Here is a 23,773-nt window from a genome sequence, read left to right as displayed (position 1 = left end):
GCGCACTGCGCAGGTTTTTTATTGGAGTCTATTGTAAGATGGATGTTATGTTAGTTAAATATATAATATTTACCAGCCGTATGCTACCTGTAGTTGTTGAATACAACTACAAGTTGTGGAATTACAACTAAGAGTGCTGGCTTCTTTGCTGATTCCAGGAATGAATGTGAATATCTTTGTAGTGTCAAAAAAAAACAGTGACTTATGTTAAATACGAAGACGATCGGTAACAAAATAGCCGAAGCACGAAAGAAAATAGATATTTCCCAGGCCCAGCTCGCCCAGCGTTTATTTATTAGTTCCCAGGCAGTCGGAAAGTGGGAGCGGGGAGAATCAATGCCAGACATCACTACTTTTAACCGTCTCGCGGAAATTCTGGGTGTTGATCTTAATTATTTTTCAGAAAGCTTCCCATCAGAGACCACTGAAGTGGCATCTGTTGAGCCTTTGGTTAAACAATCCGTGGAATTGCCATCCGGAAAGCCGGAGAAAAAGCTTAACTGGAATATGTCAGGCGGAAGCTGGGTAGACGCAGACTTTTCAGGTTTGAAAAATCTCCATGAAAAGTTCAGCGGCGCCAATATGCAGCGTTGCCTGTTTGTTGGTTCAGATATGTCAGGGCTTCTTCTAAAAGGTAATAATGTAGAAAACTGTGACTTCTCCGGTTCTGACATCAGCGGCAGCCACATGCAGAATTCCCACTTAATTAATAATATGTACAAGGACTGTTCCCTGCAGGAAACCGAATTTTCAGGGAGCTACTTTAAAGGTTGTGATTTCTCCGGGGCAGATTTTTCCGGCGCGGTGTTTAAAACCTGTGCGCTCATGAAAGGCAGCATGGTAAATGCCGTGTTGAGTCGCACTTCTTTTAATGACACGTCGATTGATGATATGGTTTTCGATGGCACATTGGAGGACTGCTCATTTGAAAATTGTGCATTTACCAGGGTAACATTTCAGCATGTAACACTTACGAATACATTCTTCAAGGGTAGGAGTAAAAGTCTGAAGGGACTTCGGTTTATTGACTGCAAGGCAGATAATCTGACCTATGCTTTTTTGAAAAACGGAAAAGCGGATTTAACTGGTATCACATTATTAACATCATGAAGGAGGAAATAGAAATGACACATCATGATATCGCCATCTCGGTGCAGGGACTCGAAAAATCCTATAAAAACATACCGGTGCTGACAGGAGTAGATTTTCAGGTAGAGGCAGGTAGCATTTTCGCCCTGCTCGGCTCCAATGGTGCAGGTAAGACAACGATTGTTAAAATCCTCAGTACGCTGCTGAAACAAGACAGCGGAACGGTTTCCGTAAACGGATTCGATGTGGCATCAAAGCCAGGCAATGTGCGGGCATCGATCAGTCTGACCGGGCAGTTTGCCGCGGTGGACGAGATTTTAACCGGGCGTGAAAATCTTATCATGATTGCTAAGCTGCGACACCTGAAAGATTCGCACACAGTTGCGGACGATTTACTGAAACGCTTCGGTTTAACCGATGCCGCCGATCGCAGGGCATCTACTTACTCGGGAGGTATGCGCCGCAGGCTCGACATCGCCATGAGTCTTGTTGGAAACCCACAGCTCATTTTCCTGGACGAACCGACCACCGGGCTTGACCCGGAGGCACGGATCGAGGTGTGGAATATTGTCAGGGAACTTGCTGATAACGGCACAACGGTTTTTCTGACTACGCAGTATCTGGATGAGGCGGAACAGCTGGCCGACAGAATAGCTATTCTTCATAAGGGTAGAATTATAGTAAGTGGCACGCTGGCAGAGCTGAAAGAACTGTTCCCGCCCGCGAAAGTGGAATATATTGAAAAACAGCCGACGTTGGAAGAGATATTTCTTGCCATCATCGGCGAAAAAATGGAAAAATAAATGGAAACGATAAAACACTATTTTTTCAGGGATATGGGTGTTATGCTTGGACGTTCCATGCGCCATATTCTTCGCAGCATGGATACCATCATTACGGTAACAATTATGCCAATAGCAATGCTGTTGTTGTTCGTATATGTGTTTGGCGGCGCCATTCAAACCGGCACAGATAAATACGTGAATTACCTGCTACCGGGCATTCTGCTGATTACCATTGGAAGTGGTATATCCTATACGGCTTACCGCCTGTTTCTTGATCTGCAACGGGGGATATTAGAGCGATTCCACTCTATGCCGATTGCACGTTCAACTGTGCTGTGGGGGCATGTGCTGACTTCACTGGTATCCAACGCCATTTCTGTTGTGGTAATTATTCTCGTAGCGCTGCTCATGGGCTTTCGTTCATCGGCGGGAGTGCTGTCATGGCTTGCCGTTGCCGGTGTACTGGCATTGTTTACGCTGGCTTTAACCTGGATTGCGGTGATTGCCGGACTATCCGCCAAATCAGTGGACGGTGTAAGCGCCTTTTCCTATCCCATCATCTTCCTGCCATTTATCAGTTCGGCGTTTGTGCCTACGAAGTCCATGCCGGGGCCCGTTCGCGCCTTTGCAGAGAATCAACCCGTAACCTCTATCGTGGAAACCCTCCGCGCGCTACTTTCCAATCAGCCCGTAGGCAATGAAATATGGGTTGCGCTTGCCTGGTGCATTGGAATTATGCTCGTGGCTTATATGCTTGCGATGAGCGTGTATAAAAAACGGGTGTAAGCAATTGTCTTTGCTGCATTGGTATAAAATGTCAGCAAGCTTCCCCGGTATAATCAACACAGAATTTAAGGAATTTAACTACAAAAGATGAAAACAGCTATCCTACTGCTGTTACTGGCTATCTATGCCCGTACAGCAGGCGGGCAATCTATGCCCGGAAATAACAATAGCCAGCCGTGGACAATCGGGAAGTGCCTGGAATATACTACCACGCATAATCACGATCTACTGTCAAAGAACCAGTTGCTGCAGGCAGCCACACAAAGCAGCAAAGCAGCGGCTTCCAGCCTGGCGCCCTCCTTCACTGTGAAAGCGGAAATAAATCATTACTGGAAAATTCCGGTGCAGATCTTTCCCGGACAACTACTGAACCCATCTTCCAGTGGCTCTGTTCCGATAAGAATGGGTACTCCCTGGATGGGCAACTATGGCGTGGATGCCGATCTTCCTCTTATTGATGTACAAACCTGGCAACAGATTAAACTGGCGCGGCTACAACAACAGGCGGAAAAAAATGAATACAACTCCCTCTTGCAAACATTACTGAAAAATACGCGCATCGCTTATTACAGCGTACAGCAACAGCAGGAATACGTGGCCGTTACTGCCAAACTATACGGGAACTACGAGCATATCCATCAGCTCATTATGCTTCAGTACGAAAAAGGGCTCACCGATAAAATAACACTCAACCAATCGGCTACCCTGCTGAAAAACCGCGAAACAGACGCAATCAAAGCGGCTACCGATTTGCAACAGGGTTACCTGGACCTGAAGTTCTGGATGGGGTATCCGTTGGAGGATTCCCTGCCACTGGCGCCCAGCGGGGAATTGCCTGCACTGGTTGTCACCGGTTTCAATAACGCCCTTCTCCCTGGCTACGAGGCGGAACAATCAAAAGTGACTCTCGCCAAACAGGAGTACCAGCTTTCCCGGGCAGAAGGGAATCCCAGCCTGCATTTGAAAAGTAGCTGGGAACAACTGGGCTTTGGAGAAAAAAGTGATTTCATCACCCGCTCGCCCTGGTTCAGCGTAGGTTTCGTGGGTATACAACTTTCCATGCCGCTATCACTAAGCAGGATCGCATATAAGCCCCGTGCACAGAAAGCCCGCTGGCAGGCCGCTGATCAACAGTTCAAAAGCTACACTGCTGAACAGGAGAAAAAATACCAGCAGGAAAAAGCAGCACTGGAACAGTCAGCTCAAAACATTCGTCTGCAACAGGATAATATCCGGCTCTCAGAAGAAAACGAGATACTCAGCACAAAAAAAATCGATAAGGGCATCATTGATATGATCCAGCTGAAAGACGTGCAGAAAGACCTGTATGAAGCACAGGAAAAGCTGAATGAAGCCAGGATGGACTTCTTCAGACATTATACGGAAATAAATTACTTACAAAATAAATAGCCTGCATGAAAAAGCTTTTAATCATAGCAACAATAGCTTCTCTGGCTATTGCCTGTAAGAAAAAAAATATCACCTGGACTGTACAGTCACGTAATATGAACGAGGCCGTATATGCCTCCGGTGCAGTGATGCCACAAGCTTACTATTTCCTGAAATCCAACAGCACAGACCTTCTCCTGCAACTGAAAGTAAAAGAAGGAGATACCGTCAGCAAAAATCAAGTACTGGCCGTTCTCGGTACACCTGGTCAGCTAACGGAGCTGGATATACGCCACAGCCAGGTGGCACTCGCCGGCAGCAATGCGGCCGATGGATCGGCCACGCTGAATGAACTGAAGGAAAAGATTGCACAGGCACAACAGCAATATGAACAGGATGCCGTAAATGCAGCGCGGTATACCGACCTCGCCAAAGACAAAGCCGTGTCTGAAAAAGATGCCGAGCAAAAAAGACTGGATGCTGCTAATAGTCTTCGTAACTACCAATCCTTGCAACAACGATACCTCGCACAAAAAAATGAACTGACAGATAAGCTCCTGCAAAGCCGCCAGCAGTTTGCTGCCAGTCAGCAGGTCAGAGAAGGGAAAGTACTAAAAAGTCCCGTGGATGGCAGCGTGTTTAAAGTGTATCCAAAAGAAGGGGAACTGGTCGAGCTCAATAGTCCTGTTCTCCTGGTAGGTCTCCCTGGAAAATTTAAACTGGAATTACTGGTAGATGAACGCGATATCAGTAAAATCAATATCGGGCAGAAGGTATACTTTGAAACAGATGTATATGCCGGCAAACAATTCACCGCTACGATCAACAAAATTGTACCGCTACTACAGAAAGAAAGCAGAAGCTTCCAGGTAGAAGCCGCCGTCACCGACAACCATACCTTTTATCCACAGTCTTCCGTGGAAGCCAATATCATTATCCGGGAAAATGTAAGCGCCCTGATGATCCCTTCTGACTTCCTGCTGAAAGGCGATAGTGTGTACCTGCAGCAAGGCAGGGAGTTGCAGAAGACAGGCATTGTTAGCGGCGCTAAAAATGGCAACTGGATTGAAGTAAAATCCGGTTTACATGCCGGAGATATCATCGCTAAAAAAGAATAAGCCATGAAAATATTCACCAACATACAGCTGGCGGCATCCATTGCGTTAACGCATATGCGCACCCGCCTCAAACAAACCATTATTGCTACAGTAGGGGTTACCTTCGGCATTACCATGTTTGTATTTATGGTGAGCATGATCCAGGGCATCAACGATTTCCTGAGAAATATTGCCTTCGAACAATCGCCACACCTGCGATTGTACAACGAAATGCAGGCCGCCTCCGGGACCATACTGGATAAAGTACAATCCAGGGCCGTTAACATGGTGGACCACACCAAGCCTAAAGATGTTTCACTCAACCTGAAAGACGGCAAAGAGGTGATTCAGTTGCTGCAGGACGATCCACGCGTGCTGGCCGTATCAGGCTCCATCAAATCCCAGGTATTTTACCGGCTGGGATCGAGTACTATCAACGGCACTATTAACGGGATTGTATTTGAAAATGAAAATGCCCTGTTTAATCTTCAGGCCAAACTGTTGGAAGGCAGTTTTCAGGAACTCGCCACTACGCCCAATAGTATTGTAATGGGTGTTAATCTTGCTAAAAGACTAAACGTCAAAACAGGGGATCAACTATTACTCACCACCGAAAAAGGCAACAACTTTTATGTCACCGTTGCGGGCATTTTCAAAACCGGTATGTCGGACATCGACAAACAGGAAAGCTATGCCAGTATCAATACCGTACAGCGTTTCATGGAAGTACCCGCCGCGTATATCACAGACATCAAAATTAAACTGCATGATATGGAGCTGGCGCCAGCCTTCTGCCAGGAGCTGCAAACGAAATACGGATTTCAGGGGTCCGACTGGAGGCAGGATAACGCGGCAATTGTTGACGGAGAAGGGTTCCGCAACTTTATGGTATATGGTGTTTCCATCACCATATTGCTGGTCGCCGGGTTTGGCATCTTCAATATCCTCACCATGATGATCTATGAGAAGATGAAAGATATTGCCATCCTCAAAGCTATGGGTTTTTCCAACGGAGATATCCGCCGGGTTTTCCTGATCCAGGCAGTCATTATTGGCACTATTGGTGCATTGCTGGGACTTGTATGCGGCTTTCTGGCAACGTATGCCATCTCGCAAATGCCTTATAAGAGTGATGTGATGATCACGATGGATCATTTCCCGGTGAACTATTCTATCGTTTACTACATTAGCGGTTTTTCTTTCGGGATCATCACCACTACACTCGCCGGCTACCTGCCCTCCCGCAAGGCATCCCGCCTGGATCCTATCACCATTTTAAGAGGCTAAACCATGAACCTGATAGAAGTAAGAAATATTAATAAATACTTTCAGCAACCGGCAAAAATGCAGGTACTGGACGATGTAAGTTTTGATATTGAAAAAGGAAAACTTATTACCATCACCGGCAAATCGGGCAGTGGGAAATCTACCTTACTATACCTGTTATCTACTATGGATACAGATTTTGAAGGAAGTATCCGGATTAACCAGGATGAGATGCGTGGAAAAAGTAATCCCTGGCTTGCCGATTTCAGGAACCACCATATCGGCTTTGTATTCCAGTTTCATTACCTGTTGCCTGAGTTTACCGTACTAAAGAATGTGATGCTTCCGGCGCTTAAACTCGCTAAATACAGCCGGGAGGAAGCCGCACATCATGCCAATGATTTGCTGAAGCTGTTGGGTGTAGCAGATCAGGCAAACAAACGGGCATCGCTGCTCTCTGGCGGCCAGCAGCAAAGGGTAGCCATTGCCCGGGCGCTCATCAATGAACCGCTGATCATTATGGGTGATGAGCCTACCGGGAACCTTGACAGCTATAATTCGGCCGTGGTATTTGACTTATTTAAAAAACTGTCGGCAGAGAAAGGACAAACCGTCCTGATGGTAACACACGATGAAGATATTGCCGGCAGATCTGACCAGATCATTCACCTGGTGGATGGGAAGATAGATCATGTGGACTAGGTGGCGCTATCAAACCAATTTTCGGGATGTTGGTAAATAGTATTGGGAGAGATGATCACGATAAATAATATTCAGGAAAACAAAAAACATCCCGTGGTGGCTGATATGCCTGCCGCGGGATGTTTTTTGGCTATCGTTCACATGGGGTGTGCAAAAGCGATTGCAGGAAATTTTTTAGTTTTCCACTTTCTCATATTCAAGTGTACCTGTTTTGTCGTGGCTGATGATTCTTCTTTTGGCATCAAAATAATCTACTTTAAAAGTTAAAGAGATAATACTGATCTTGATCGTAAGCTCTTTGTTATCATCAGAGAGTTTCCATTTTCCATTGCGCGACTTATCACCATTAACTCCTTTAAACACGCCATCTTCCATGAATATTTGATAAGTATCTTTTGGTGTTTTTTCAACACCATCTTTTGTTTCTTTGATCAGTTTCCATTTTCCGATCAGTTCTTTTGAGGTTTGAGCACTGCTCGCCAAACTAATCAAACAAAAGGAAAGCAAAATTAATAGTCTCATATTTTAAGGTTTATGTACAAGTGAATATTTCTAAAAAAAACATCGGCACTACACCTTTAGCCAGCCACGGAAGCCTCTGGCAGCATAGTAAGATTCTGCACCGTTGTGATACACAAAAACGTGATCATAGCGGCGATCTGAGAACAGGGCGCCGCCGAGTTTTCTAATGGCAGGAGGGGTTATTATCCAGCTGGACGTTTTTGTATCGAATTTCCCTAATTGCTGCAATTCCTGGTATTGTGCTTCAGTTAAAAGTTCAATGCCCATATCAGCAGCCATCTGAATGGCACTATTTTCCGGTTTATGCTCTTTTCTTGACTCCAGCGCTTCATGGTCGTAACAAACACTTCTGCGGCCTTTAGGACTTTCGGCGGAACAATCATAAAAAATGTATTCATCCGTCTTTTTATCATAACCCACTACATCCGGTTCACCACCGGTTATTTCCATTTCATCGAGTGACCATAGTTTTTCAGGATGTGCTTCCAGCTTAGCCTGTACTTTAGACCAGTCAATACCTTTATGACGATTGGTGTTTTTCTCAAAGCGGGTCTTCAACACGTTGAGTAGTCCTTGACTTTGTTCAGGTGACAACTTCTTTTTATTGCTTTTCATGTTGTTGATACTTTTATATTGAATCTGGTTAAATTTTTTACAAAAGAAAGGAATAAAAGGGACTTATTTACCTGGGGATTATACAAAAATGAAGCAGCCTTCAGATCGAAGACCTGAAGGCTGTTCTAAATTTACATTATTTTATGGAAGGCCATAAGATGCAGCTCCGTACCGGATAAATCATCATTCCGTTCTCAGGCTCTTTATAGGATTAACAATCGCTGCTTTTACAGATTCATAACTAACAGTAAGCCACGCAATACTCAAAGCCGCCAGGGATGCCACGAAGAATACGAGCCAGCTAACCTGTATATGATAGGCAAAGTTAGCCAGCCAACTGTTCACCGCGTACCAGGAAAGCGGTACGGCAATCGCTATGGCAATGAGGATGAGCCACGTAATATTAATGGACAATAAATAAACCAGGTTAAGAACGGATGCTCCCAATACTTTGCGTACACCAATTTCTTTGGTACGTTGCTCCGCCATGAAAGCTGATAAGCCATATAGTCCCAGGCAGGAAATAAAGAGGCCCAGGATAGCAAAAAGATTGAAAATGTTGCCCATCTGTTGTTCTCCTTTATAGAGGTTGGCTATATCCTGATCAAGAAATTCAAATTTGAAAGGATAGGCAGGGTTGAGCTCTTTGCTTATTGTTGCCAATGCCTGTATGGTTGCGTTGGTTTTACCGGGTAGTGTTCTTATCACCACATACCCACCAAACTTATTATAGAACAGTACCAATGGTTCTATGGCCTGATGAATCGTTTTAAAGTTAAAATCTTTTACAACACCAATAATTGTTCCTTTGCTATCCCATAGCGTTAATGGCTTACCTACGGCTGTACTGGCATTTAAGCCCATTAAACTCAGCATTTTTTCGTTCACTATATAGTTGCTGGAATCAGTTTTAAATGCCCTTGAGAAACTTCGGCCTGCCAATAGTGGCATCCTGAATGTATGGATAAAATCTTCATTGACAGCCATTACCGGGATAGCCATTTGTGAGTGAGGATCTTTGCCCTGCCACTCTACGTCAAGTGTCCAGCCCCCCGGGTTGGCAGGCAGGTCAGAGGTAATGGCAAAATCGCTGGTAAGCGGGTTTTGTTTTAATTCATTTTTAAAGGCCTCCTGCTTGCTCCATATATCCCCTTTCATCTGCACATATAAGAGATTGGCCTTCTCGAAGCCGGGGTTCCGGTCTTTGATGAATTTAAGCTGATTATAAATGACGACAGTACCTACCAGCAAAACGATAGAAACGGTGAATTGAGTTACTACCAAAGCATTGCGGAATAACAGATTGCTGCCCATTGATTTTACATTTCCCTTGAGTACTTTAATAGGATTAAAGCCGGAAAGAAATAAAGCAGGATAGCTGCCGGAGATTAATCCGGTCAACAATGCGATGCCAAAAAGGCTTAACCAGAATTTAGTACTCACCGCCGCAATGGCCAGTTTTCTATCGGCTATTTCATTAAATACCGGCAGGAATAAGAAGACGATCCCGAGTGCAATAGCCAGTGAAATAAGCGAGATTAAGACAGACTCACTTAAGAACTGAAGGATCAGTTGTCCACGTACGGCGCCTGCCACTTTGCGTAAACCAATTTCTTTGGCCCTCCGGGCAGAACGTGCGGTAGCCAGATTCATAAAATTGATACAGGCTACCACCAATATTAAAATAGCGATAATGAAGAATATGTTTACATATTGCGCATTACCGTGTCCGGGCAAATCCCCCAGTCGTTCGGGGGCCAAATGGATGGCGGTGAAGGGTTGTAGCTGAAAAGAGGCTTTTACGTCGGGACTATGCTGCAACGCAATTTGATCAATTTGTTTTTCCAGTCTTAATAAATTGGCAGCAGAAGGGTCGAAACTTTTATCTAATTGAACATAGTCGTAAAAGCTGTAGTTGTTCCAGGTATTATTTTTTAAATCATCATTTGTTCTGGCTAAAGCTGCCATTGGAAAAATAAAATCAAACTGTAGGTCCGAGTTAGCAGGAATATTAGCCAGCACGCCCGTTACTACTACGTTTTCTTTATTATCTTTTCGTATTACTTTACCAACGGGATCTTCGTTTCCAAAGTATTTGGTTGCCATTTCCTGCGTGATTAAAACGCCATCTACCTGATTTAACGCTGTGGTACGATCGCCTTGCACCAGTGGAAAGGAAAATATATCCATGAAACTGGGGTCGGCGTAAAACACACGTTTTTCTTCAAATTTTTTGTCTTTTGTTTCCAATAAGGTAGCAGAGATGGTAGGGGCTAAGCGAACCGTATTTTTAACGACCGGCATTACTGCTTTCAATCCGGCGGGCATGGCTGCCGAACTTGCCGCACTTTTGGAACCATCAAAATCACAGGTGATGCGATATGTCTGGTTGACATTTTTATGGAACCGGTCATAGCTTAATTCATTTTGTACCCAAAGTAAAATGAGGATACTTGATGCCAGGCCAATCGCTAAACCTGTTATGTTAATAGCAGAATAGGCTTTATCCTTTATTATATTTCTGTAAGCCAGTTTAAAATATGTTTTTAACACGTTTTGCTATTTTTATTGAAGATGCTAGCATATGATTTAAAAGTCATGCCATATAAATTAGTTACTGATAATTAATGTATTATGGTTTTATTATTTATATATACTGTACGGAAACGTTACAACCGGTGTGCGATTTTATGATGCCTGTGGGAAATGAAGCAGCCTTCAAATCCTGCGATTGGAAGGCTACTTCATTGATATATCTATTGATCTATTTCCAGGTTAACTCAGTTAAACGACTGCCGGAATTCCAACGGAGATTGGCTGGTTTTTATTTTAAATAATTTACTGAAAGATTGCGGATGCTCAAAGCCCAGCTCATAAGCGATCTGACTTACAGGTAAACTAGTTGTGGAAAGCATTTCCTTCGCTTTTTCAATTAGTTTTTCATGGATGTGTTGCTGCGCATTCTGACCTGTAAGTGAGCGGAGCATATCACTTAAGTAACGGGGAGAAAGATGCAGTTGTTCCGCAAGATATTCCACTGTGGGAAGCCCTTTTTTTAACGCATGGGCTGTTTCAAAATAATTATTCAGCAAATCTTCCATTTTTGCCAGCAAATCGCTGTTCACGGCTTTCCTGGTAATAAATTGTCGCTTGTAAAAACGATTGCTGTAATTGAGCAACACCTCAATATAAGATATGATGACGTCCTGGCTAAAATCATCAATCGGATTTTCGAGTTCCGCGGAGATATGCTCAAGTATAGCAAGGATGGAGGCTTTCTCCTTTTCAGAAAGGTGAAGGGCTTCGTTGGCTTCGTAGGAAAAGAAGCCATAGTTTTTGATATTCTTTCCTAATGGATAATTACGGATAAAGTCGGGATGGATGAGCAGCGTAGCACCATAAAATTCGGTGTCATTTATAATAGAAATAACCTGGTGAGGGGCGGTGAACACCAGACCGCCCTCATCATAGTCATAATAACCTTGTCCATACCCGATTCTGCCCTTCAGTAATTTTTTAAATGATATTTTGAAAAAGCTGAGTAAAAATGTTTCCGGCAGCTGTTGTTTCTCCACGGCTATTTTTGTATTGTCAACGATACTAATCAACGGATGCAGCGGGCCGGGTAAACCCAGCATCCGGTGTAGTGTGCTGATAGCATCAATTTTGAATGGGGGAGGTGTGGCTTTTTTCATCTTCCGGATTTATCTGTTTACAAACCTAATACATTTTGACCCATCTCTATTCTGAAGGCTTCACTTCCTACTTCGAGTCGTCTTGCATACAAGGATTTAGCGTCTTCACCGGCTACATAGCGCACCTGGTTTTTACCATCAGTGGCGGCTTCGTACACTACGGCTGCTATTTGTGCTGCGGATGAAAATTCCTCTGGTTTGAAAACTGCCCAAAGCTTCTTATTTGCATCTTCATACGCTGGATGGGAAGGCGCATCAATAGATCTGCTCATGAAATCGGTCGCAATGCCTCCTGGCGCAACCGTTTTTACCGCAACATTAAACAGTCCCATTTCATAGGAGAGGCTTTCACTCCAGCCTTCCAGCGCAAACTTTGTGGCGTGATATACTGAACCGAGCGGGAAGGTAAATAAGCCGCCCATGGATGTGGTGGTAATAAACATACCGCTTTTTCTTTGTCTGAAATAAGGGATGAACGCCTGGGTTACCCGAAGTACTCCCAGTAGGTTAGTATTTAATTGCTTTACAAGTTGTTCATCATTAATGGCTTCCATAGCTCCCACCAAACCATAACCGGCATTATTGAAAACTACATCCACGCCCTGCTGTATAGCTTGCTGCACGGTGGTGCTGATCTGCTCGGGATTGGTAACATCCAATGGTAACAGAGTGACGTTCTTCAGTTGCGAGAGTTCCGTTTCTTTTTCAGGATTACGCATAGTGGCAATGACTGCCCAACCTTTTTCCTGGAATAATTTAGCGGTGGCTTTGCCTAAACCGGTAGAGGCACCGGTAATAAAAATTGTCTTCATATTGTTTCTTGTTTTACAATACAAAAGTCGGCTGGATATAACTATGCCACGTTGCCATAATGCAGATAGTTGTAGCCAAAATGACGGAGACAATTCTCCCGGCTAAATACTAGCTCTTTTGTAAGATTTTATCGAATGATATCATTGACTACCTGTTTGCAGGTATAAAAAATAACCTGTTTCAGGGTATTGATACAATGGGGAACAATTCATTATTTTGTAATCAGTGTAACCCGGCAGTGTATTGGTCAGTTTGAAAGTGTTTCCTGGTCGTTAGATGTTTACTGATGTGGTGCTGATGTATGGCAGTAGCATAAGTTAATTTCATCATCCACGTCAATGAAACAGGGGCAGGTACTGCTCTTTTGATAACCCAATATTACTATTTATGAAAAAGAGAGTTCCCAAAAAATTAAACCTTTCCGCCATTAGAATTGCCACCCTGCAACAGCCAGCACAACTGGAGGTGAAAGGAGCGATGGCTACTTTGTTGTGTACAAAACAAATTACGGCTTGTAACATCAGCGGGTGCTGTTAGCCTACCTGTTTTTTAAAATGAAAACGTTATAATCTGTATCTCATCTAAAACTCCTCATTATGAAAAGAAAAAAAATCAATTTAGACAAAAAGCTCTTCCTTCAAAAATCTTCTATCGTTGAGTTAAATGGAATGGAGCAACACCAATTAAGAGGTGGTGCCGGCGGTGCTACCGGAACAAATTGCCCCGGAGGAACACGGCTGATCACAGACTGCCTGGCCACCAGCCCGTCTCCACGCCAGCCTTGCAATATTTGCGGTTAAATCGATTCTGTACATCAGAGATATGCTTTATGTTCTCACAGGCAAGCACATACGCCGCACACTTCAGTGCAGCGTATGTGCTTGTTTTTATATTATTGAGCCAGTGAGAAAGATTCATACAACACGATAGGCTTCTGCATAGGCCTTAAATGTATTCGCGTTCTCTTACCAATCTTCCATAATTTGCTGCAACAACAGTTGCCACTGCTTTAAACCTTCTTTCGGTCATTGCTGCACTTACTGCGTAACCACCACCGCCACAAATACCTAACGCGCTTATTTTTTCTTCGTCAACATAAGGCAGTGTAGTCAGATAATCTGCAGCGCAACGGAAGTCCTCTACTCGCAGATGGGTCTTCCCGGAATCTGTGGTCACCTCCGCTTTCTCCTGGTGGGATGCGTCGAATGCTAAGGTTATGAAACCAACTGCTGCAAGTGCCTGACCGTAAACATTTCCATCTGTTTGATCTTTGCAGCTATTGATAGTATGTGCACAGAAAATGGCGGATTATTCCAGATTCAGGCCAAGCCAGACTATCGAAAGTCATGTGTTCAGAGCTCTCCAATAGTATTTAATATTATAAAACAATATAATTTAACAGAGAATTTATTTTCTGTTAAGGAAATATTATTTCTTTTAAATACCTTTAAATTTCCTATAAAGAAATATTAGTTTCGTTTAAGGAAATTTAATAGCCATATTTATGGAAGGAAAACGAATAGATACGGATATCAAAGGAGAAGTACTTAAAGGGCAACTGGCTTTATTTAACGGCCCGGGCCAGGCATTCGAGCTGAGGGAGTTTAGGGTGAGGCCATTGCAACCCGGAGAGTTGTTGGTAAAGAATGTGTATACCACTATTTGTGGTAGCGACCTGCATACCTTTTGCGGTTTAAGAAAGGAGCCTTCTCCTACTGTACTCGGACATGAAATAGTGGGGGAGGTAATAGCACTGCATCCGACGCATGCCGGCTTTGACCTGTGTGGTCAACAAATACAGCAGGGCGATCGTATTACCTGGACTGTTTTCTCAAGTAATCCTCAATCTACCAACTCGTTACGGGGGATCCCGCAAAAAGGGGATGATCTTTTCAAATACGGACATGTACTGGTGGAAGAACCGGAAGTATTCCATGGAGGATTAGGAACCTACTGTATCATCAAGGCCAATACCGGTATTATTAAGTTACCGGAGAATATTCCGTTGTCAATTGCCGCCACATTGAATTGTTCTGTGTCTACAGTGGCTGGCGCATTGAGAATGGCCGGCGATATCAAGGATAAACATGTACTGATTACCGGCATGGGGCATCTGGGTATTACCTGCGCTGCCATGTGTCGTGAGGCAGGAGCAGAATGGATTGGCGCTGCCGATATTGATCCAAGACGACTGGATGAAGCATTGGGTTTTGGCGCCGATGAAGTGTTTAATATGAACGGCGATAATTCAAAGCTGTTGTCAGTATTGCAGGAAAGAACAAACGGGAAAGGTATTGATGTGGTATTCGACATGAGTGGCTCTCCGGATGCCATGGAGTTTGGTATTAAGAGTCTTGGAATAGGCGGGTTTGCCATATTAATAGGCGCGGTATTTAATACCAGGTCTTTACTCATTGATCCGGAAAGAGTGATCCGGAATCTGCTCACGATTAGAGGACTGCATAATTATAACTTTGCCGATTTCAAATACGCTTTTGATTTTATGAAATGTAACTGGGAAAAATATCCTTTCAGTACAGTCGTGGAAAAAGAGTTTTCCCTTGAACAGGTGGAAGAGGCATTTGAATATGCGATTGTACAAAAGCCCTTAAGGGTAGGTATTAAATTATAGTATAGTGGTAATTACAAAAAGCTTCTCCGGATTATATTATTCATCATCTGAAAGAAGGAATGCCTGTCATCAACTCTCAATCTATTCCATGAAAAAAGCCGCTGGCCTGTAAACAGGCCACGCGGCTTATACCTGAATCGTCATTATTTAAAAATCTCCGTAACAGGTTTGCCGATCCATACCTGCGGAATAGCGAGTCCGAATAAACGTGCAATAGTGGCTGCTGTATCGAATGTCATAATGCTGCTCTTTACTTCATGGTTTTGCCGGATGCCCGGGCCTTTCACGATCCAGGGGATCTCCATTTCATTCATCGATATGGAGCCGTGCCCTTTATTAATGCCTCCATGGTCAGCAGTAAAGATCACTATGGTGTTCTTTTCCATACCTGCTTCCCGGATGCTTTCCAGGATTTCTGCCACATGTGCATCTGTACGTTCTATAGCTGCGTAATAGGCGGGTGTGCCATGCCCCACGGTATGGCCTACACTGTCTACGTCATGAAGGTGGATAAACAAAAAGTTGGGTTTTGCCTGTTTGATATAGGAAGTGGCAGCAGCGCTTACGGCGGAATCTCCATCGCAGTTTTGATCTTTGTTTACCGCTGCTTTAGGAAAAAGGTAGCCGATACCCTCCCATTCGTAGATCACGCCTATTTCACTTTGAGGTTGGGCTTTTCTTAAAAGGCTGTAAACACTGGGAAACATATTGTATTCATCGAGTACGCGTGCGGGCAAGTCGGGTTTTTTACTACCCCAGGTGGTGTAACCATGTAATTCAGGTCCCGCGCCCATCACCATAGAGGCCCAGTTAGGCGCGCTGGAGGATGGTAATACGGTTCGGGCATGTAAACTCCAGGATCCTTGCTGCATCAGGGCCCTGAGTGTTGGTACTTTAGCTTGTTGAAAGGCATAGGCGCCAAATCCGTCTGTGCCGATCAAAATGATGTGCTGCGGCTTTTTCTGTGCCTGTGCATACTGGATAAAGAGTAAAGCACATAAAAGCATCATTGTTTTACTGATACGAAGAAGAGACATCTGTAGAATTTTTTCAAATATATTTACTTTAAGGAAATTATTTTTCCTTAAAGTAAATATATTTGAAATTATTTCCGGAGTTCTCCAAAGAAGTACATCACCAGCAATCTGCAGGTAATATTTTGCTGATTGATGGGAACGTGTGCTATACTACCGTCAAAAAACAGGGCATCTCCTTCGGAAAGGTCAAACATTTTATCTTCCAGCTGGTACTGCAGCGGCCCGTTGAGTACATATACAAACTCGTAGGCTGCGGTAGTTACCTGGCCGCGCTGGGAGCCTGGACTTAAAGTGAGCAATGAAATTTGAAAAGCACCACCTTCAAAGGTCGATTCCAATACCGACTGGTACTGAAATCCAATGGCGCCTTCCTCTTTTTCATAAGAAGAGAAACCATCCTTCGGCAGGTATAGGTATCCGGGAAAATCACTCTCTGCACTCAGCTCGGAAAAGAATATTTCCGGGGTAATGCCGAGCTTCTGGATGATCGTAAACAGGGTAGGGATGGTTGGCAGCATACGGCCATTCTCGATTTTGGACAACAATGCCGATTTTATGCCAGTAACACCGGAAAGGTCCAGTAATTTCAAGCCTTTTTCCTTGCGATACTTTCTGATAAGGCCTCCGATTCTGTGGTAAACCAACTGGCCGCCACTAACTGGTTCCTGGTTCATGAACTTAACGATTTATTAAAACGAAATACTGTAAATTAACTAATAAGAAATTTAATTTCGTTTAAGGAAATAAATCATTCCCTACACAAACGAAAAACGAAAGTTAGATAATTCCTCATTAAGCCCGCTTAAATTGTAGGGGGTGTTTTAAATCTACTTAGATAATGATTACAGGTGTTGCTCAGGAAATAAAAAGACAGCGTTGGAAGATGTTGCTGGTTACCATGTTCTGCTACCTTTTCTTTTATACTGGCCGGCACAATTTCGGCTGGGCAGCCCACCAGCTCGCGGATACCCTCCATATTTCCTATGAAAGGGTAGGTTGGATCAGTTTCGCCATGTTGGTCAGCTATGCGCTGGGCCAACTAATAAACGGCAACCTGGCCGACCGGTTTAGTCCAAAACATATGATTACTGCCGGAGGATTATTGTCTGTAGCCGCCAATGTAATGATCAGCTGGTCGAACTCTTTTGTGATGATCCTGATTTTATGGAGCCTGAACGGATATTTTCAGTCTATGGCCTGGGCTTCCGGCAGCAGGATTATTTCAAACTGGTGGAATAGTGGTAACAGGGGCCTCGCGTTTGGTCTTTACACCATGGCAGCAGGACTATCTTCCGTGCTCACTTATTTGATGTCCATTTTACTGGTACACGAAAGTTGGCGTAACCTGTTCCGTATCCCGGTACTTTTTCTGGCAGTAGCCGTGGTCATATTTTTTCTGATAGTAAAAAATGGACCTGATACCGTAAGTTCTCCCGGAAACGCATCAACGCAAAAGCCCGGCTGGAAAGAAGCTTACCGCAAAGTATTGAGTAACCGGCGATTCCTGGTAGTATGTCTGGCGCTCGGATTTCAAAGCATGGCCAGGTATGCACTTATTTTCTGGTTACCGCTTTACTTCCTGGGCACCGGAGTTGAAACTGCAAATTCCCAGGTTTGGATAAGCCTGTTATTGCCTATTGGCATGGCCACCGGTGCTATTTCATTTGGCTTCCTGTCTGATTGGTTGTTCCGGTCCAACCGTGTTGTTTCCATCAGTTTTGGTATGGCCATCTGCAGTGTGTTGTCTGCCGCTATTTATTTCATCAATGTAAAAAGTGGCATCACAATGGCGCTGCTGGTGTTTCTGGCAGGCTTTTTTGCATATGGTCCGCAGGCTAATTTCTGGCCGCTTGCGCCGGAGTTGCTGGGCCAGGCATATGTAGGCACCGGTACAGGTATCATGAATATGGTAGCATATGTATTTGCTGCAGTCGGAGAGCCTCTTATGGGGAAATTTATTGACGCAACAGGTAACAAAGCAGTGATTTTTATCATCGTCACCATTATTGCTTTGCTGAGTGCATTAACGATATTATTTACCGCCGCCTTTGCACCAACAAAGGTGGAAGAAGACCAAGTGGCAATTTAGCCTTCATTTAATACTTCTTTTAATTCCACATCTTCCTCTGTCAGTAAATCAAAAACTGTTACTCCATCACCGTTTGGAATCCTTTTGTCTGCACCGGATTTTAGTAAGATGTTGACGCATTCCAAAGTGGCAGGCATACTATTGGATCCGCCATTCTTTAGTCCATGAACAGCCCAGAATAGAGGTGTCGATTTAAAGTCTATACATTTCTTATTAATTTCTGCATCTGCGCCGTGGTCAATTAATTTCCTGACAACTTTATTTCTTCCGCACCATGCCGCCCAATGTAATGCAGTGCCTCCATGACAGCCAGCATGATGTATACTGGCCCCTTTGTCTATATAAAAAATAGCCAGCTGGTCTGCATTCAGGCTCGCTGCAGCAGTAAGAGGGGTATCCTTTTTTTCTATGAGTCCATCACCATTAATGTTTGCGCCATATTTTAAAAAGATTTTAGCCATCTCAACGGCTTCTTCGTCTGAAAATTTTCCGGAAAAAACGCCGTCACAAAGCCGGTGCAAAGGATGAGCTTTTGTGGTGTTCACCTCATCATATGGAATACCTTCATTGGCAAGCTGTGGATTGTTTGACAATGCGGCTTCAATGCCTTTGTAGTCTTTATTGTCTATGAGATTTTTCATTTTTGGGTTTCAATTTTCAGGTAAAATAAAGGTATGTAATTTTCATTTCCTGATAAAGATATGGTAAGTATATTGATGATGTCTGCGGAGTTGTTTTAGTATATTTGAATGAGACAAATTTATACCTTTACATCTTCACACGGAGATTTCTTAAGAAATATCCCAAATCTTAGTAAATGATTTTAAGAAAGGCAGACATTTCAGAGGTTCCTGTTATCTGGGACATTTTACAGCAGGCAATAGCGCAAAGAAAAGAAGATGGCAGTAAGCAATGGCAGGACGGTTACCCTAATGAACAAACTGTAAGAGATGATATAGAAAATGGCTATGGTTATGTGGTTGCTGATAATAACTCGATTCTCGCTTACGCAGCTGTTATTTTTGATATAGAACCCGCCTACCAGGATATTGAAGGGAAATGGCTCACAGACGCTGATTATGTTGTAGTACACCGGGTAGCTACATCCGGTTTGGCAAAAGGAAGAGGCATTGCTACAAAGCTATTTGAAATGATAGAAACTTTGAGCATGGAGCACAATGTGTATAGTATTAAAGTAGATACCAATTTTGATAATGTCCCCATGCTACGAATACTGGACAAGCTGAATTACACCTATTGTGGTGAAGTATATTTCAGGGGTGCTGCCCGAAGGGCTTATGAGAAAGTGTTAGGCTAGCCTGGCACGCTGTCTTAAACCGGGCGTGTCATCATTTCCGGTATTGCCCATTTTGGTTTGGGAACGTTCATCGTAATTTGGGTATCTGTTGTTGGGTCATAGCTTAATACTTCGGGGTACTCTTTAGCGTCTACTTTTTCGATAATTTCTGTGAGCAGATCGCTTGTTTCATGCCACATGTAGGCGTAGGTCATCAGTTTCCAAAAAAGCATTACGGCAATTCCTTTGTCACATAGCTGGCTGTTAAGTATTAATTTTGCTTTGTCAGGAATTTTAATGAATGATGCGATATTGAAAAGTTCTAAAGCATTGTCGCAGCGTTTAATCTTATTTTCCAACTGCGGAAGAAACCAACCATCTACTTCCTTCTTCTCGAAATAAATATAAGTTTCTTCGCCTTTAGTCGCCAGCCTCATGAATGCAGGTACCTGAAGTGGAGGAAATCCATTGACCGTTACCGGGTCAAAATGAATATCAGTCTTCTTGTAAACACCCTTTGTGAAATTTTCGAGGATGGTTTTGATTAATTGGAACACCTGGTTTTCGTGTATATTTCCAAACGTGAACGTTAATTTATATTTGATAAACTCGCGGGGCTGTGCCAACCAGAAAAGCATTAAGGCAGTTGCTTCGCTGCATTGCTCGCTTTCAACTACCCATTGCAGCACATCTACGCCATCGTCCCAGTTATGCTGCTCCGCTAAATAGTGAAGCTCTTGCGGTGTTGTAAGCTGGTTGAATTTTTCTTTCCTGATTAGATTCCCAAATCCCTCATAGAAATTTTCGTCAATAAATTGTTTCTGGGTTGGTGATAAGCTACTCATACCAGTTTGATTGGATTAGCGGTACATGAATGTGCGAATATACGTATATGCGTTACATTGATGGGAAGATAAGATGACGCAGGGGGCAAATCAATCCCGCTTATTTTTCATAAATAAGCTGTACCACGCCGGACTTAAATACATTTGTTGCTGTTAATTTCAGCTGAAGCCGATCTTGTAGATTTTCAAATAAAGGCTTCCCTTTTCCCAGGGCAACAGGATGTACAGATATCCTGTAAATGTCAATCAGATCAAAATGGATGAATGTTTCAATAAGCCTGGCACCGCCATACAGCCAGATATCTTTTCCTGCCTGTTGCCGGATGTTAAGGATGCTATTGATAATATCTGTACTGATGAATTCAGCATTGTTATCCTGTCTGTGCTGGCTGGAAAAAACAATTTTTCGCTTTGAATGAACACCTTTCCAAATCGCTTTTTCTGTTTTACCTGCGCCTGCATCCGGCTGGAAATTGCCCCATGCATCGTAGCTTATTCTCCCGTAGAATATAGTATCAATTGTTTCAATGAAACCTTCCAGGTCCATATCATCATCCATGATGCACCAATCAATTTCGCCGTTTGGTCCTTCGATAAATCCGTCAAGGGTGGTGGCCAGGTCTAAAATTATTCGTCTCATATCCAGGTTTTATAAAAGTAAAGATATCTTTCGCTGATCAGATTATTTAGAAAAAATCAAAGCATTTTCACCAGGTTGCCAAGTTGTTTTAATTTCGACTTTATTTCTGCTGACCAGGGTAGGCCGATGCAAAGTCGCATACAATTTTCAAATTGATTTTGCAGGGTAAACATTCGTCCGGGTGAAATGCTGATACGTTGTTTAATGGCCAGATCATACAGTTCTGCGGTATCAATTCCCTTGTTAAATTCCACCCAAATAGAAAGGCCTCCCTGAGGCCTGCTTGTTTTGGTTCCTTCCGGAAAATACTGGGCTATTGCATGAACATAATTTTGATAATTATCCTGTAAAGTTCGCCGAAGGTGACGGAGATGATTGTCGTACTTACCTGTCGCCAGGAAATTGGCCACTGCTTCCTGCATAATAGAAGGAGACGATATGGAATGCATCAGTTTTAGTTTCAACAGTTTATCCTTGTATTTGCCGGGAGCGACCCATCCTACACGATAGCCTGGTGCCAGTGTTTTGGAGATAGAACTGCACCATAGAACATTTCCTTCTTCGTCAAATGATTTACAGCATTTGGGACGTAGCGGACCGAAATAGAGGTCGCCATATATATCATCTTCAATGAGCGGAATATGATGTTTCGACAAAAGCGCAACGATCTCTTTTTTACTTTCGTCTGGAATACATCCACCCAGCGGAGTATTGAAGTTAGGAACCAACAGGCAAAGATTGATTTTGGGAATCGCTTTTTTTAAGGCATCTATTTCTATGCCTGTAATCGGGTGTGTGGGTAATTCCATTACTTTAAATCCGAGGCTTAGGGCCAGTCGGAGTGTGCCGGGATAGGCAGGACTTTCTACTGCAATGGTATCTCCCGGCTTGCCCACTGCCATCAGACAAAAAGAGAGTGCATTCATTCCTCCGTTGGTAGTAACCAGATCGTTTTCATGGAGGTTGCCGCCCCATGTCAGGGAGCGGACAGCAATCATTCTCCGCAATTTTGCATTGCCCTGCAAGGGTTCATACGCGGTGCCACCATCTCTGAGCTCCCGTGTTGCCTGTATGATTTCTTTTTTCAATTTTGCCAGGGGGAGTAAATTTCCGGAGGCAACTCCAACGGAAAAAAGGGTGAGGTCATTGTTTCCCATATTGGCATACACTTTACTGATTAGTTCGTCTGGTTCATTGTTGTTAGCTGACGCTGATGGCCGGCTGACTTCCGGGAGGGGTAGCTTCAGGTAAGGTAGCCGGCTTACAAAATAGCCCGACTGCGGTTTTGCGTCAATGAGTGATTGCGCTTCCAGTTCCTGGAATACTCTTTTGGCGGTGTTCATGCTGATAGCATGTTTGTCACATAGCATTCTTACGGAAGGCAGCCTGTCACCGGATTTTAAAACACCTCTTCTGATCTGGCCGGCAATTCCGTTTGCTATTTCATTATACAGAAAATCTTTACCCATGTTGCAAATATAACTGTGTCCATCAAAATACATAAAACTGGGACTGTGCTTATTGGGTCTTTTGAACTTCTTTTGTATAAAATTAAAGGCATCACAACATAATGGGCAGGCATCAATTATTCCCGGATAAATCAACGGGAAGCAGTCGTAGTGGTTGGATAAATGGATTCATAGGGGTACTGATATTCAGTGGCTCCCTACCTGCCACAAGGGTGGCGGTACTGGAGCTCTCCCCGGTATTTGTAACAGTGGCCCGGGCCACTATTGCCGGCTTGATTGCGCTGTGCATGCTGTTGATTTTAAAAGAAAAGCGACCAGGCAGGGCACAAATTTTTCCCTTAGTTATTGTGGCGATAGGCGTGGTGGTTGGATTTCCGCTACTGACGGCGCTGGCCCTTCGGTATGTGACTTCTGCACATTCCATTGTATTCCTGGGGATGTTACCACTCACCACTGCTATATTCGGGGTACTACGCGGAGGAGAACATCCCCGTCCGGCATTCTGGTTGTTTTCAATTTCAGGAAGTTTACTTGTTATTGGTTTTGCGATTGCCCAGGGGCTCTCGGCATCGCCTGTTGGTGATATCCTGATGTTGACGGCTGTTATTTTGTGTGGACTTGGTTACGCTGAAGGAGCAAAGCTTTCAAAAACACTGGGAGGGTGGCAGGTGATCTGCTGGGCATTGGTACTGTCGTTGCCTTTTATGGCTCCATTAACGTACTGCTTTCTTCCATTGTCATTCGCAGGAATTGGAGCACCGGCCTGGATTGGCCTGGGATATGTTGCCATATTCAGTATGCTGATTGGTTTTATATTCTGGTATCGGGGGCTGTCTCAGGGAGGCATTGCTGCCGTAGGGCAGATACAACTATTGCAACCTTTTTTTGGATTAACGCTAGCTGCAACTTTACTTCATGAACAGGTAAGTATTGGGATGCTGGGTGTTACGGTGGGTGTTATTCTATGTGTGGCCGGATCAAAGAAATTTGCAAGGTAATGGGAAT

General features: G+C 43.8%; 25 protein-coding genes. 13 read left to right on the top strand and 12 right to left on the bottom strand.

What is annotated here, in order from left to right:
- The first annotated feature begins 204 nt into the window (after positions 1-204).
- The 7 genes from AB4Z08_RS19095 to AB4Z08_RS19065 all read left to right on the top strand — a co-directional run bounded on the left by AB4Z08_RS19095 (position 205) and on the right by AB4Z08_RS19065 (position 7,114).
- Positions 205-1,110: a pentapeptide repeat-containing protein gene (locus AB4Z08_RS19095; protein WP_441575365.1), complete on the top strand. Its 906-nt coding sequence runs from the start codon at positions 205-207 to the stop codon at positions 1,108-1,110.
- On the top strand, positions 1,107-1,892 hold the full coding sequence (locus AB4Z08_RS19090; protein WP_441575364.1) for an ABC transporter ATP-binding protein: 786 nt from the start codon (positions 1,107-1,109) through the stop codon (positions 1,890-1,892). Before AB4Z08_RS19095 ends, AB4Z08_RS19090 begins: the two co-directional genes overlap by 4 nt.
- Positions 1,893-2,660: an ABC transporter permease gene (locus AB4Z08_RS19085; protein ID WP_441575363.1), complete on the top strand. Its 768-nt coding sequence runs from the start codon at positions 1,893-1,895 to the stop codon at positions 2,658-2,660.
- A gap of 87 nt (positions 2,661-2,747) precedes the next feature.
- Complete coding sequence (locus AB4Z08_RS19080) at positions 2,748-4,070, top strand: TolC family protein (protein ID WP_441575362.1); 1,323 nt, start codon at positions 2,748-2,750, stop codon at positions 4,068-4,070.
- Positions 4,071-4,075: 5 nt separating this feature from the next.
- Positions 4,076-5,167, top strand: coding sequence for an efflux RND transporter periplasmic adaptor subunit (locus AB4Z08_RS19075; RefSeq protein WP_441575361.1), 1,092 nt, complete (start codon positions 4,076-4,078; stop codon positions 5,165-5,167).
- Between the two features lie 3 nt (positions 5,168-5,170).
- Positions 5,171-6,433, top strand: a complete 1,263-nt coding sequence (locus tag AB4Z08_RS19070) for an ABC transporter permease (RefSeq protein ID WP_441575360.1) — start codon at positions 5,171-5,173, stop codon at positions 6,431-6,433.
- 3 nt (positions 6,434-6,436) lie between these two features.
- The gene (locus AB4Z08_RS19065; RefSeq protein ID WP_441575359.1) at positions 6,437-7,114 is read left to right on the top strand and encodes an ABC transporter ATP-binding protein; all 678 of its coding nucleotides are present in this window, start codon (positions 6,437-6,439) and stop codon (positions 7,112-7,114) included.
- A gap of 174 nt (positions 7,115-7,288) precedes the next feature.
- On the opposite strand, the gene AB4Z08_RS19060 is transcribed toward AB4Z08_RS19065, so the two are convergent.
- The 5 genes from AB4Z08_RS19060 to AB4Z08_RS19040 all read right to left on the bottom strand — a co-directional run bounded on the left by AB4Z08_RS19060 (position 7,289) and on the right by AB4Z08_RS19040 (position 12,758).
- Positions 7,289-7,636 (bottom strand): lipocalin-like domain-containing protein, encoded by a 348-nt coding sequence (locus AB4Z08_RS19060; protein ID WP_441575358.1) that lies wholly within the window; start codon positions 7,634-7,636, stop codon positions 7,289-7,291.
- A gap of 48 nt (positions 7,637-7,684) precedes the next feature.
- Positions 7,685-8,251: a DUF4256 domain-containing protein gene (locus tag AB4Z08_RS19055; RefSeq protein ID WP_441575357.1), complete on the bottom strand. Its 567-nt coding sequence runs from the start codon at positions 8,249-8,251 to the stop codon at positions 7,685-7,687.
- Between the two features lie 183 nt (positions 8,252-8,434).
- Positions 8,435-10,804 (bottom strand): ABC transporter permease, encoded by a 2,370-nt coding sequence (locus AB4Z08_RS19050; protein ID WP_441575356.1) that lies wholly within the window; start codon positions 10,802-10,804, stop codon positions 8,435-8,437.
- Positions 10,805-11,031: 227 nt separating this feature from the next.
- On the bottom strand, positions 11,032-11,946 hold the full coding sequence (locus AB4Z08_RS19045) for a helix-turn-helix domain-containing protein (RefSeq protein ID WP_441575355.1): 915 nt from the start codon (positions 11,944-11,946) through the stop codon (positions 11,032-11,034).
- A 17-nt stretch (positions 11,947-11,963) separates the two neighbouring features.
- On the bottom strand, positions 11,964-12,758 hold the full coding sequence (locus AB4Z08_RS19040; protein ID WP_441575354.1) for an SDR family oxidoreductase: 795 nt from the start codon (positions 12,756-12,758) through the stop codon (positions 11,964-11,966).
- Positions 12,759-13,146: 388 nt separating this feature from the next.
- Here AB4Z08_RS19040 and AB4Z08_RS19035 point away from each other — a divergent pair, with 388 nt between their 5' ends.
- Both AB4Z08_RS19035 and AB4Z08_RS19030 read left to right on the top strand, forming a co-directional pair.
- On the top strand, positions 13,147-13,296 hold the full coding sequence (locus AB4Z08_RS19035) for a hypothetical protein (RefSeq protein ID WP_441575353.1): 150 nt from the start codon (positions 13,147-13,149) through the stop codon (positions 13,294-13,296).
- A gap of 59 nt (positions 13,297-13,355) precedes the next feature.
- Entirely contained in the window at positions 13,356-13,559 is a 204-nt protein-coding gene (locus tag AB4Z08_RS19030; RefSeq protein WP_441575352.1) for a class I lanthipeptide, read from the top strand.
- Positions 13,560-13,704: 145 nt separating this feature from the next.
- On the opposite strand, the gene AB4Z08_RS19025 is transcribed toward AB4Z08_RS19030, so the two are convergent.
- Entirely contained in the window at positions 13,705-13,935 is a 231-nt protein-coding gene (locus AB4Z08_RS19025) for an alpha/beta hydrolase (RefSeq protein ID WP_441575351.1), read from the bottom strand.
- Between the two features lie 328 nt (positions 13,936-14,263).
- On the opposite strand from AB4Z08_RS19025, the gene AB4Z08_RS19020 reads away from it, so the two are divergent.
- The gene (locus AB4Z08_RS19020; protein ID WP_441575350.1) at positions 14,264-15,391 is read left to right on the top strand and encodes a zinc-binding dehydrogenase; all 1,128 of its coding nucleotides are present in this window, start codon (positions 14,264-14,266) and stop codon (positions 15,389-15,391) included.
- A 143-nt stretch (positions 15,392-15,534) separates the two neighbouring features.
- Here the strand turns inward: AB4Z08_RS19020 and AB4Z08_RS19015 are convergent, their stop codons facing one another.
- Positions 15,535-16,428, bottom strand: a complete 894-nt coding sequence (locus AB4Z08_RS19015; protein WP_441575349.1) for an alkaline phosphatase — start codon at positions 16,426-16,428, stop codon at positions 15,535-15,537.
- 68 nt (positions 16,429-16,496) lie between these two features.
- Positions 16,497-17,102, bottom strand: coding sequence for a helix-turn-helix domain-containing protein (locus AB4Z08_RS19010; RefSeq protein ID WP_441575348.1), 606 nt, complete (start codon positions 17,100-17,102; stop codon positions 16,497-16,499).
- A 164-nt stretch (positions 17,103-17,266) separates the two neighbouring features.
- Between AB4Z08_RS19010 and AB4Z08_RS19005 the strand changes: the two genes are divergently transcribed.
- Positions 17,267-18,517, top strand: coding sequence for an MFS transporter (locus AB4Z08_RS19005; RefSeq protein ID WP_441575347.1), 1,251 nt, complete (start codon positions 17,267-17,269; stop codon positions 18,515-18,517).
- On the opposite strand, the gene AB4Z08_RS19000 is transcribed toward AB4Z08_RS19005, so the two are convergent.
- Positions 18,514-19,158 carry an ankyrin repeat domain-containing protein gene (locus tag AB4Z08_RS19000; protein WP_441575346.1) on the bottom strand — a complete coding sequence of 215 codons (645 nt, stop codon included), beginning with the start codon at positions 19,156-19,158 and terminating at the stop codon, positions 18,514-18,516. The two genes, AB4Z08_RS19005 and AB4Z08_RS19000, sit on opposite strands and share 4 nt — an antisense overlap.
- Before the next feature lie 176 nt (positions 19,159-19,334).
- Between AB4Z08_RS19000 and AB4Z08_RS18995 the strand changes: the two genes are divergently transcribed.
- The gene (locus AB4Z08_RS18995) at positions 19,335-19,835 is read left to right on the top strand and encodes a GNAT family N-acetyltransferase (RefSeq protein WP_441575345.1); all 501 of its coding nucleotides are present in this window, start codon (positions 19,335-19,337) and stop codon (positions 19,833-19,835) included.
- A gap of 14 nt (positions 19,836-19,849) precedes the next feature.
- Here AB4Z08_RS18995 and AB4Z08_RS18990 read toward each other — a convergent pair whose 3' ends face one another.
- From AB4Z08_RS18990 to AB4Z08_RS18980, 3 genes are all read right to left on the bottom strand, one after another.
- Positions 19,850-20,659, bottom strand: coding sequence for a DUF4274 domain-containing protein (locus tag AB4Z08_RS18990; protein WP_441575344.1), 810 nt, complete (start codon positions 20,657-20,659; stop codon positions 19,850-19,852).
- A 100-nt stretch (positions 20,660-20,759) separates the two neighbouring features.
- The gene (locus tag AB4Z08_RS18985; protein WP_441575343.1) at positions 20,760-21,299 is read right to left on the bottom strand and encodes a dihydrofolate reductase family protein; all 540 of its coding nucleotides are present in this window, start codon (positions 21,297-21,299) and stop codon (positions 20,760-20,762) included.
- 56 nt (positions 21,300-21,355) lie between these two features.
- Entirely contained in the window at positions 21,356-22,768 is a 1,413-nt protein-coding gene (locus AB4Z08_RS18980) for an aminotransferase-like domain-containing protein (protein WP_441575342.1), read from the bottom strand.
- A 101-nt stretch (positions 22,769-22,869) separates the two neighbouring features.
- Between AB4Z08_RS18980 and AB4Z08_RS18975 the strand changes: the two genes are divergently transcribed.
- Entirely contained in the window at positions 22,870-23,766 is an 897-nt protein-coding gene (locus AB4Z08_RS18975; protein ID WP_441575341.1) for a DMT family transporter, read from the top strand.
- Positions 23,767-23,773: the final 7 nt, after the last annotated feature.

The organism is Chitinophaga sp. RAB17 (assembly GCF_052114225.1).
Taxonomy (GTDB): Bacteria; Bacteroidota; Bacteroidia; order Chitinophagales; family Chitinophagaceae; genus Chitinophaga.
This window is presented reverse-complemented; position numbering and strand designations above follow the sequence as displayed.

Coding starts and splice junctions, on each gene's coding strand:
- AB4Z08_RS19095 (WP_441575365.1), top strand. CDS start 205: ATGTTAAATACGAAGACGATCGGTAACAAAATAGCCGAAGCACGAAAG.
- AB4Z08_RS19090 (WP_441575364.1), top strand. CDS start 1,107: ATGAAGGAGGAAATAGAAATGACACATCATGATATCGCCATCTCGGTG.
- AB4Z08_RS19085 (WP_441575363.1), top strand. CDS start 1,893: ATGGAAACGATAAAACACTATTTTTTCAGGGATATGGGTGTTATGCTT.
- AB4Z08_RS19080 (WP_441575362.1), top strand. CDS start 2,748: ATGAAAACAGCTATCCTACTGCTGTTACTGGCTATCTATGCCCGTACA.
- AB4Z08_RS19075 (WP_441575361.1), top strand. CDS start 4,076: ATGAAAAAGCTTTTAATCATAGCAACAATAGCTTCTCTGGCTATTGCC.
- AB4Z08_RS19070 (WP_441575360.1), top strand. CDS start 5,171: ATGAAAATATTCACCAACATACAGCTGGCGGCATCCATTGCGTTAACG.
- AB4Z08_RS19065 (WP_441575359.1), top strand. CDS start 6,437: ATGAACCTGATAGAAGTAAGAAATATTAATAAATACTTTCAGCAACCG.
- AB4Z08_RS19060 (WP_441575358.1), bottom strand. CDS start 7,636: ATGAGACTATTAATTTTGCTTTCCTTTTGTTTGATTAGTTTGGCGAGC.
- AB4Z08_RS19055 (WP_441575357.1), bottom strand. CDS start 8,251: ATGAAAAGCAATAAAAAGAAGTTGTCACCTGAACAAAGTCAAGGACTA.
- AB4Z08_RS19045 (WP_441575355.1), bottom strand. CDS start 11,946: ATGAAAAAAGCCACACCTCCCCCATTCAAAATTGATGCTATCAGCACA.
- AB4Z08_RS19040 (WP_441575354.1), bottom strand. CDS start 12,758: ATGAAGACAATTTTTATTACCGGTGCCTCTACCGGTTTAGGCAAAGCC.
- AB4Z08_RS19035 (WP_441575353.1), top strand. CDS start 13,147: ATGAAAAAGAGAGTTCCCAAAAAATTAAACCTTTCCGCCATTAGAATT.
- AB4Z08_RS19030 (WP_441575352.1), top strand. CDS start 13,356: ATGAAAAGAAAAAAAATCAATTTAGACAAAAAGCTCTTCCTTCAAAAA.
- AB4Z08_RS19020 (WP_441575350.1), top strand. CDS start 14,264: ATGGAAGGAAAACGAATAGATACGGATATCAAAGGAGAAGTACTTAAA.
- AB4Z08_RS19015 (WP_441575349.1), bottom strand. CDS start 16,428: ATGTCTCTTCTTCGTATCAGTAAAACAATGATGCTTTTATGTGCTTTA.
- AB4Z08_RS19010 (WP_441575348.1), bottom strand. CDS start 17,102: ATGAACCAGGAACCAGTTAGTGGCGGCCAGTTGGTTTACCACAGAATC.
- AB4Z08_RS19005 (WP_441575347.1), top strand. CDS start 17,267: ATGATTACAGGTGTTGCTCAGGAAATAAAAAGACAGCGTTGGAAGATG.
- AB4Z08_RS19000 (WP_441575346.1), bottom strand. CDS start 19,158: ATGAAAAATCTCATAGACAATAAAGACTACAAAGGCATTGAAGCCGCA.
- AB4Z08_RS18995 (WP_441575345.1), top strand. CDS start 19,335: ATGATTTTAAGAAAGGCAGACATTTCAGAGGTTCCTGTTATCTGGGAC.
- AB4Z08_RS18990 (WP_441575344.1), bottom strand. CDS start 20,659: ATGAGTAGCTTATCACCAACCCAGAAACAATTTATTGACGAAAATTTC.
- AB4Z08_RS18985 (WP_441575343.1), bottom strand. CDS start 21,299: ATGAGACGAATAATTTTAGACCTGGCCACCACCCTTGACGGATTTATC.
- AB4Z08_RS18980 (WP_441575342.1), bottom strand. CDS start 22,768: ATGGGTAAAGATTTTCTGTATAATGAAATAGCAAACGGAATTGCCGGC.
- AB4Z08_RS18975 (WP_441575341.1), top strand. CDS start 22,870: ATGGGCAGGCATCAATTATTCCCGGATAAATCAACGGGAAGCAGTCGT.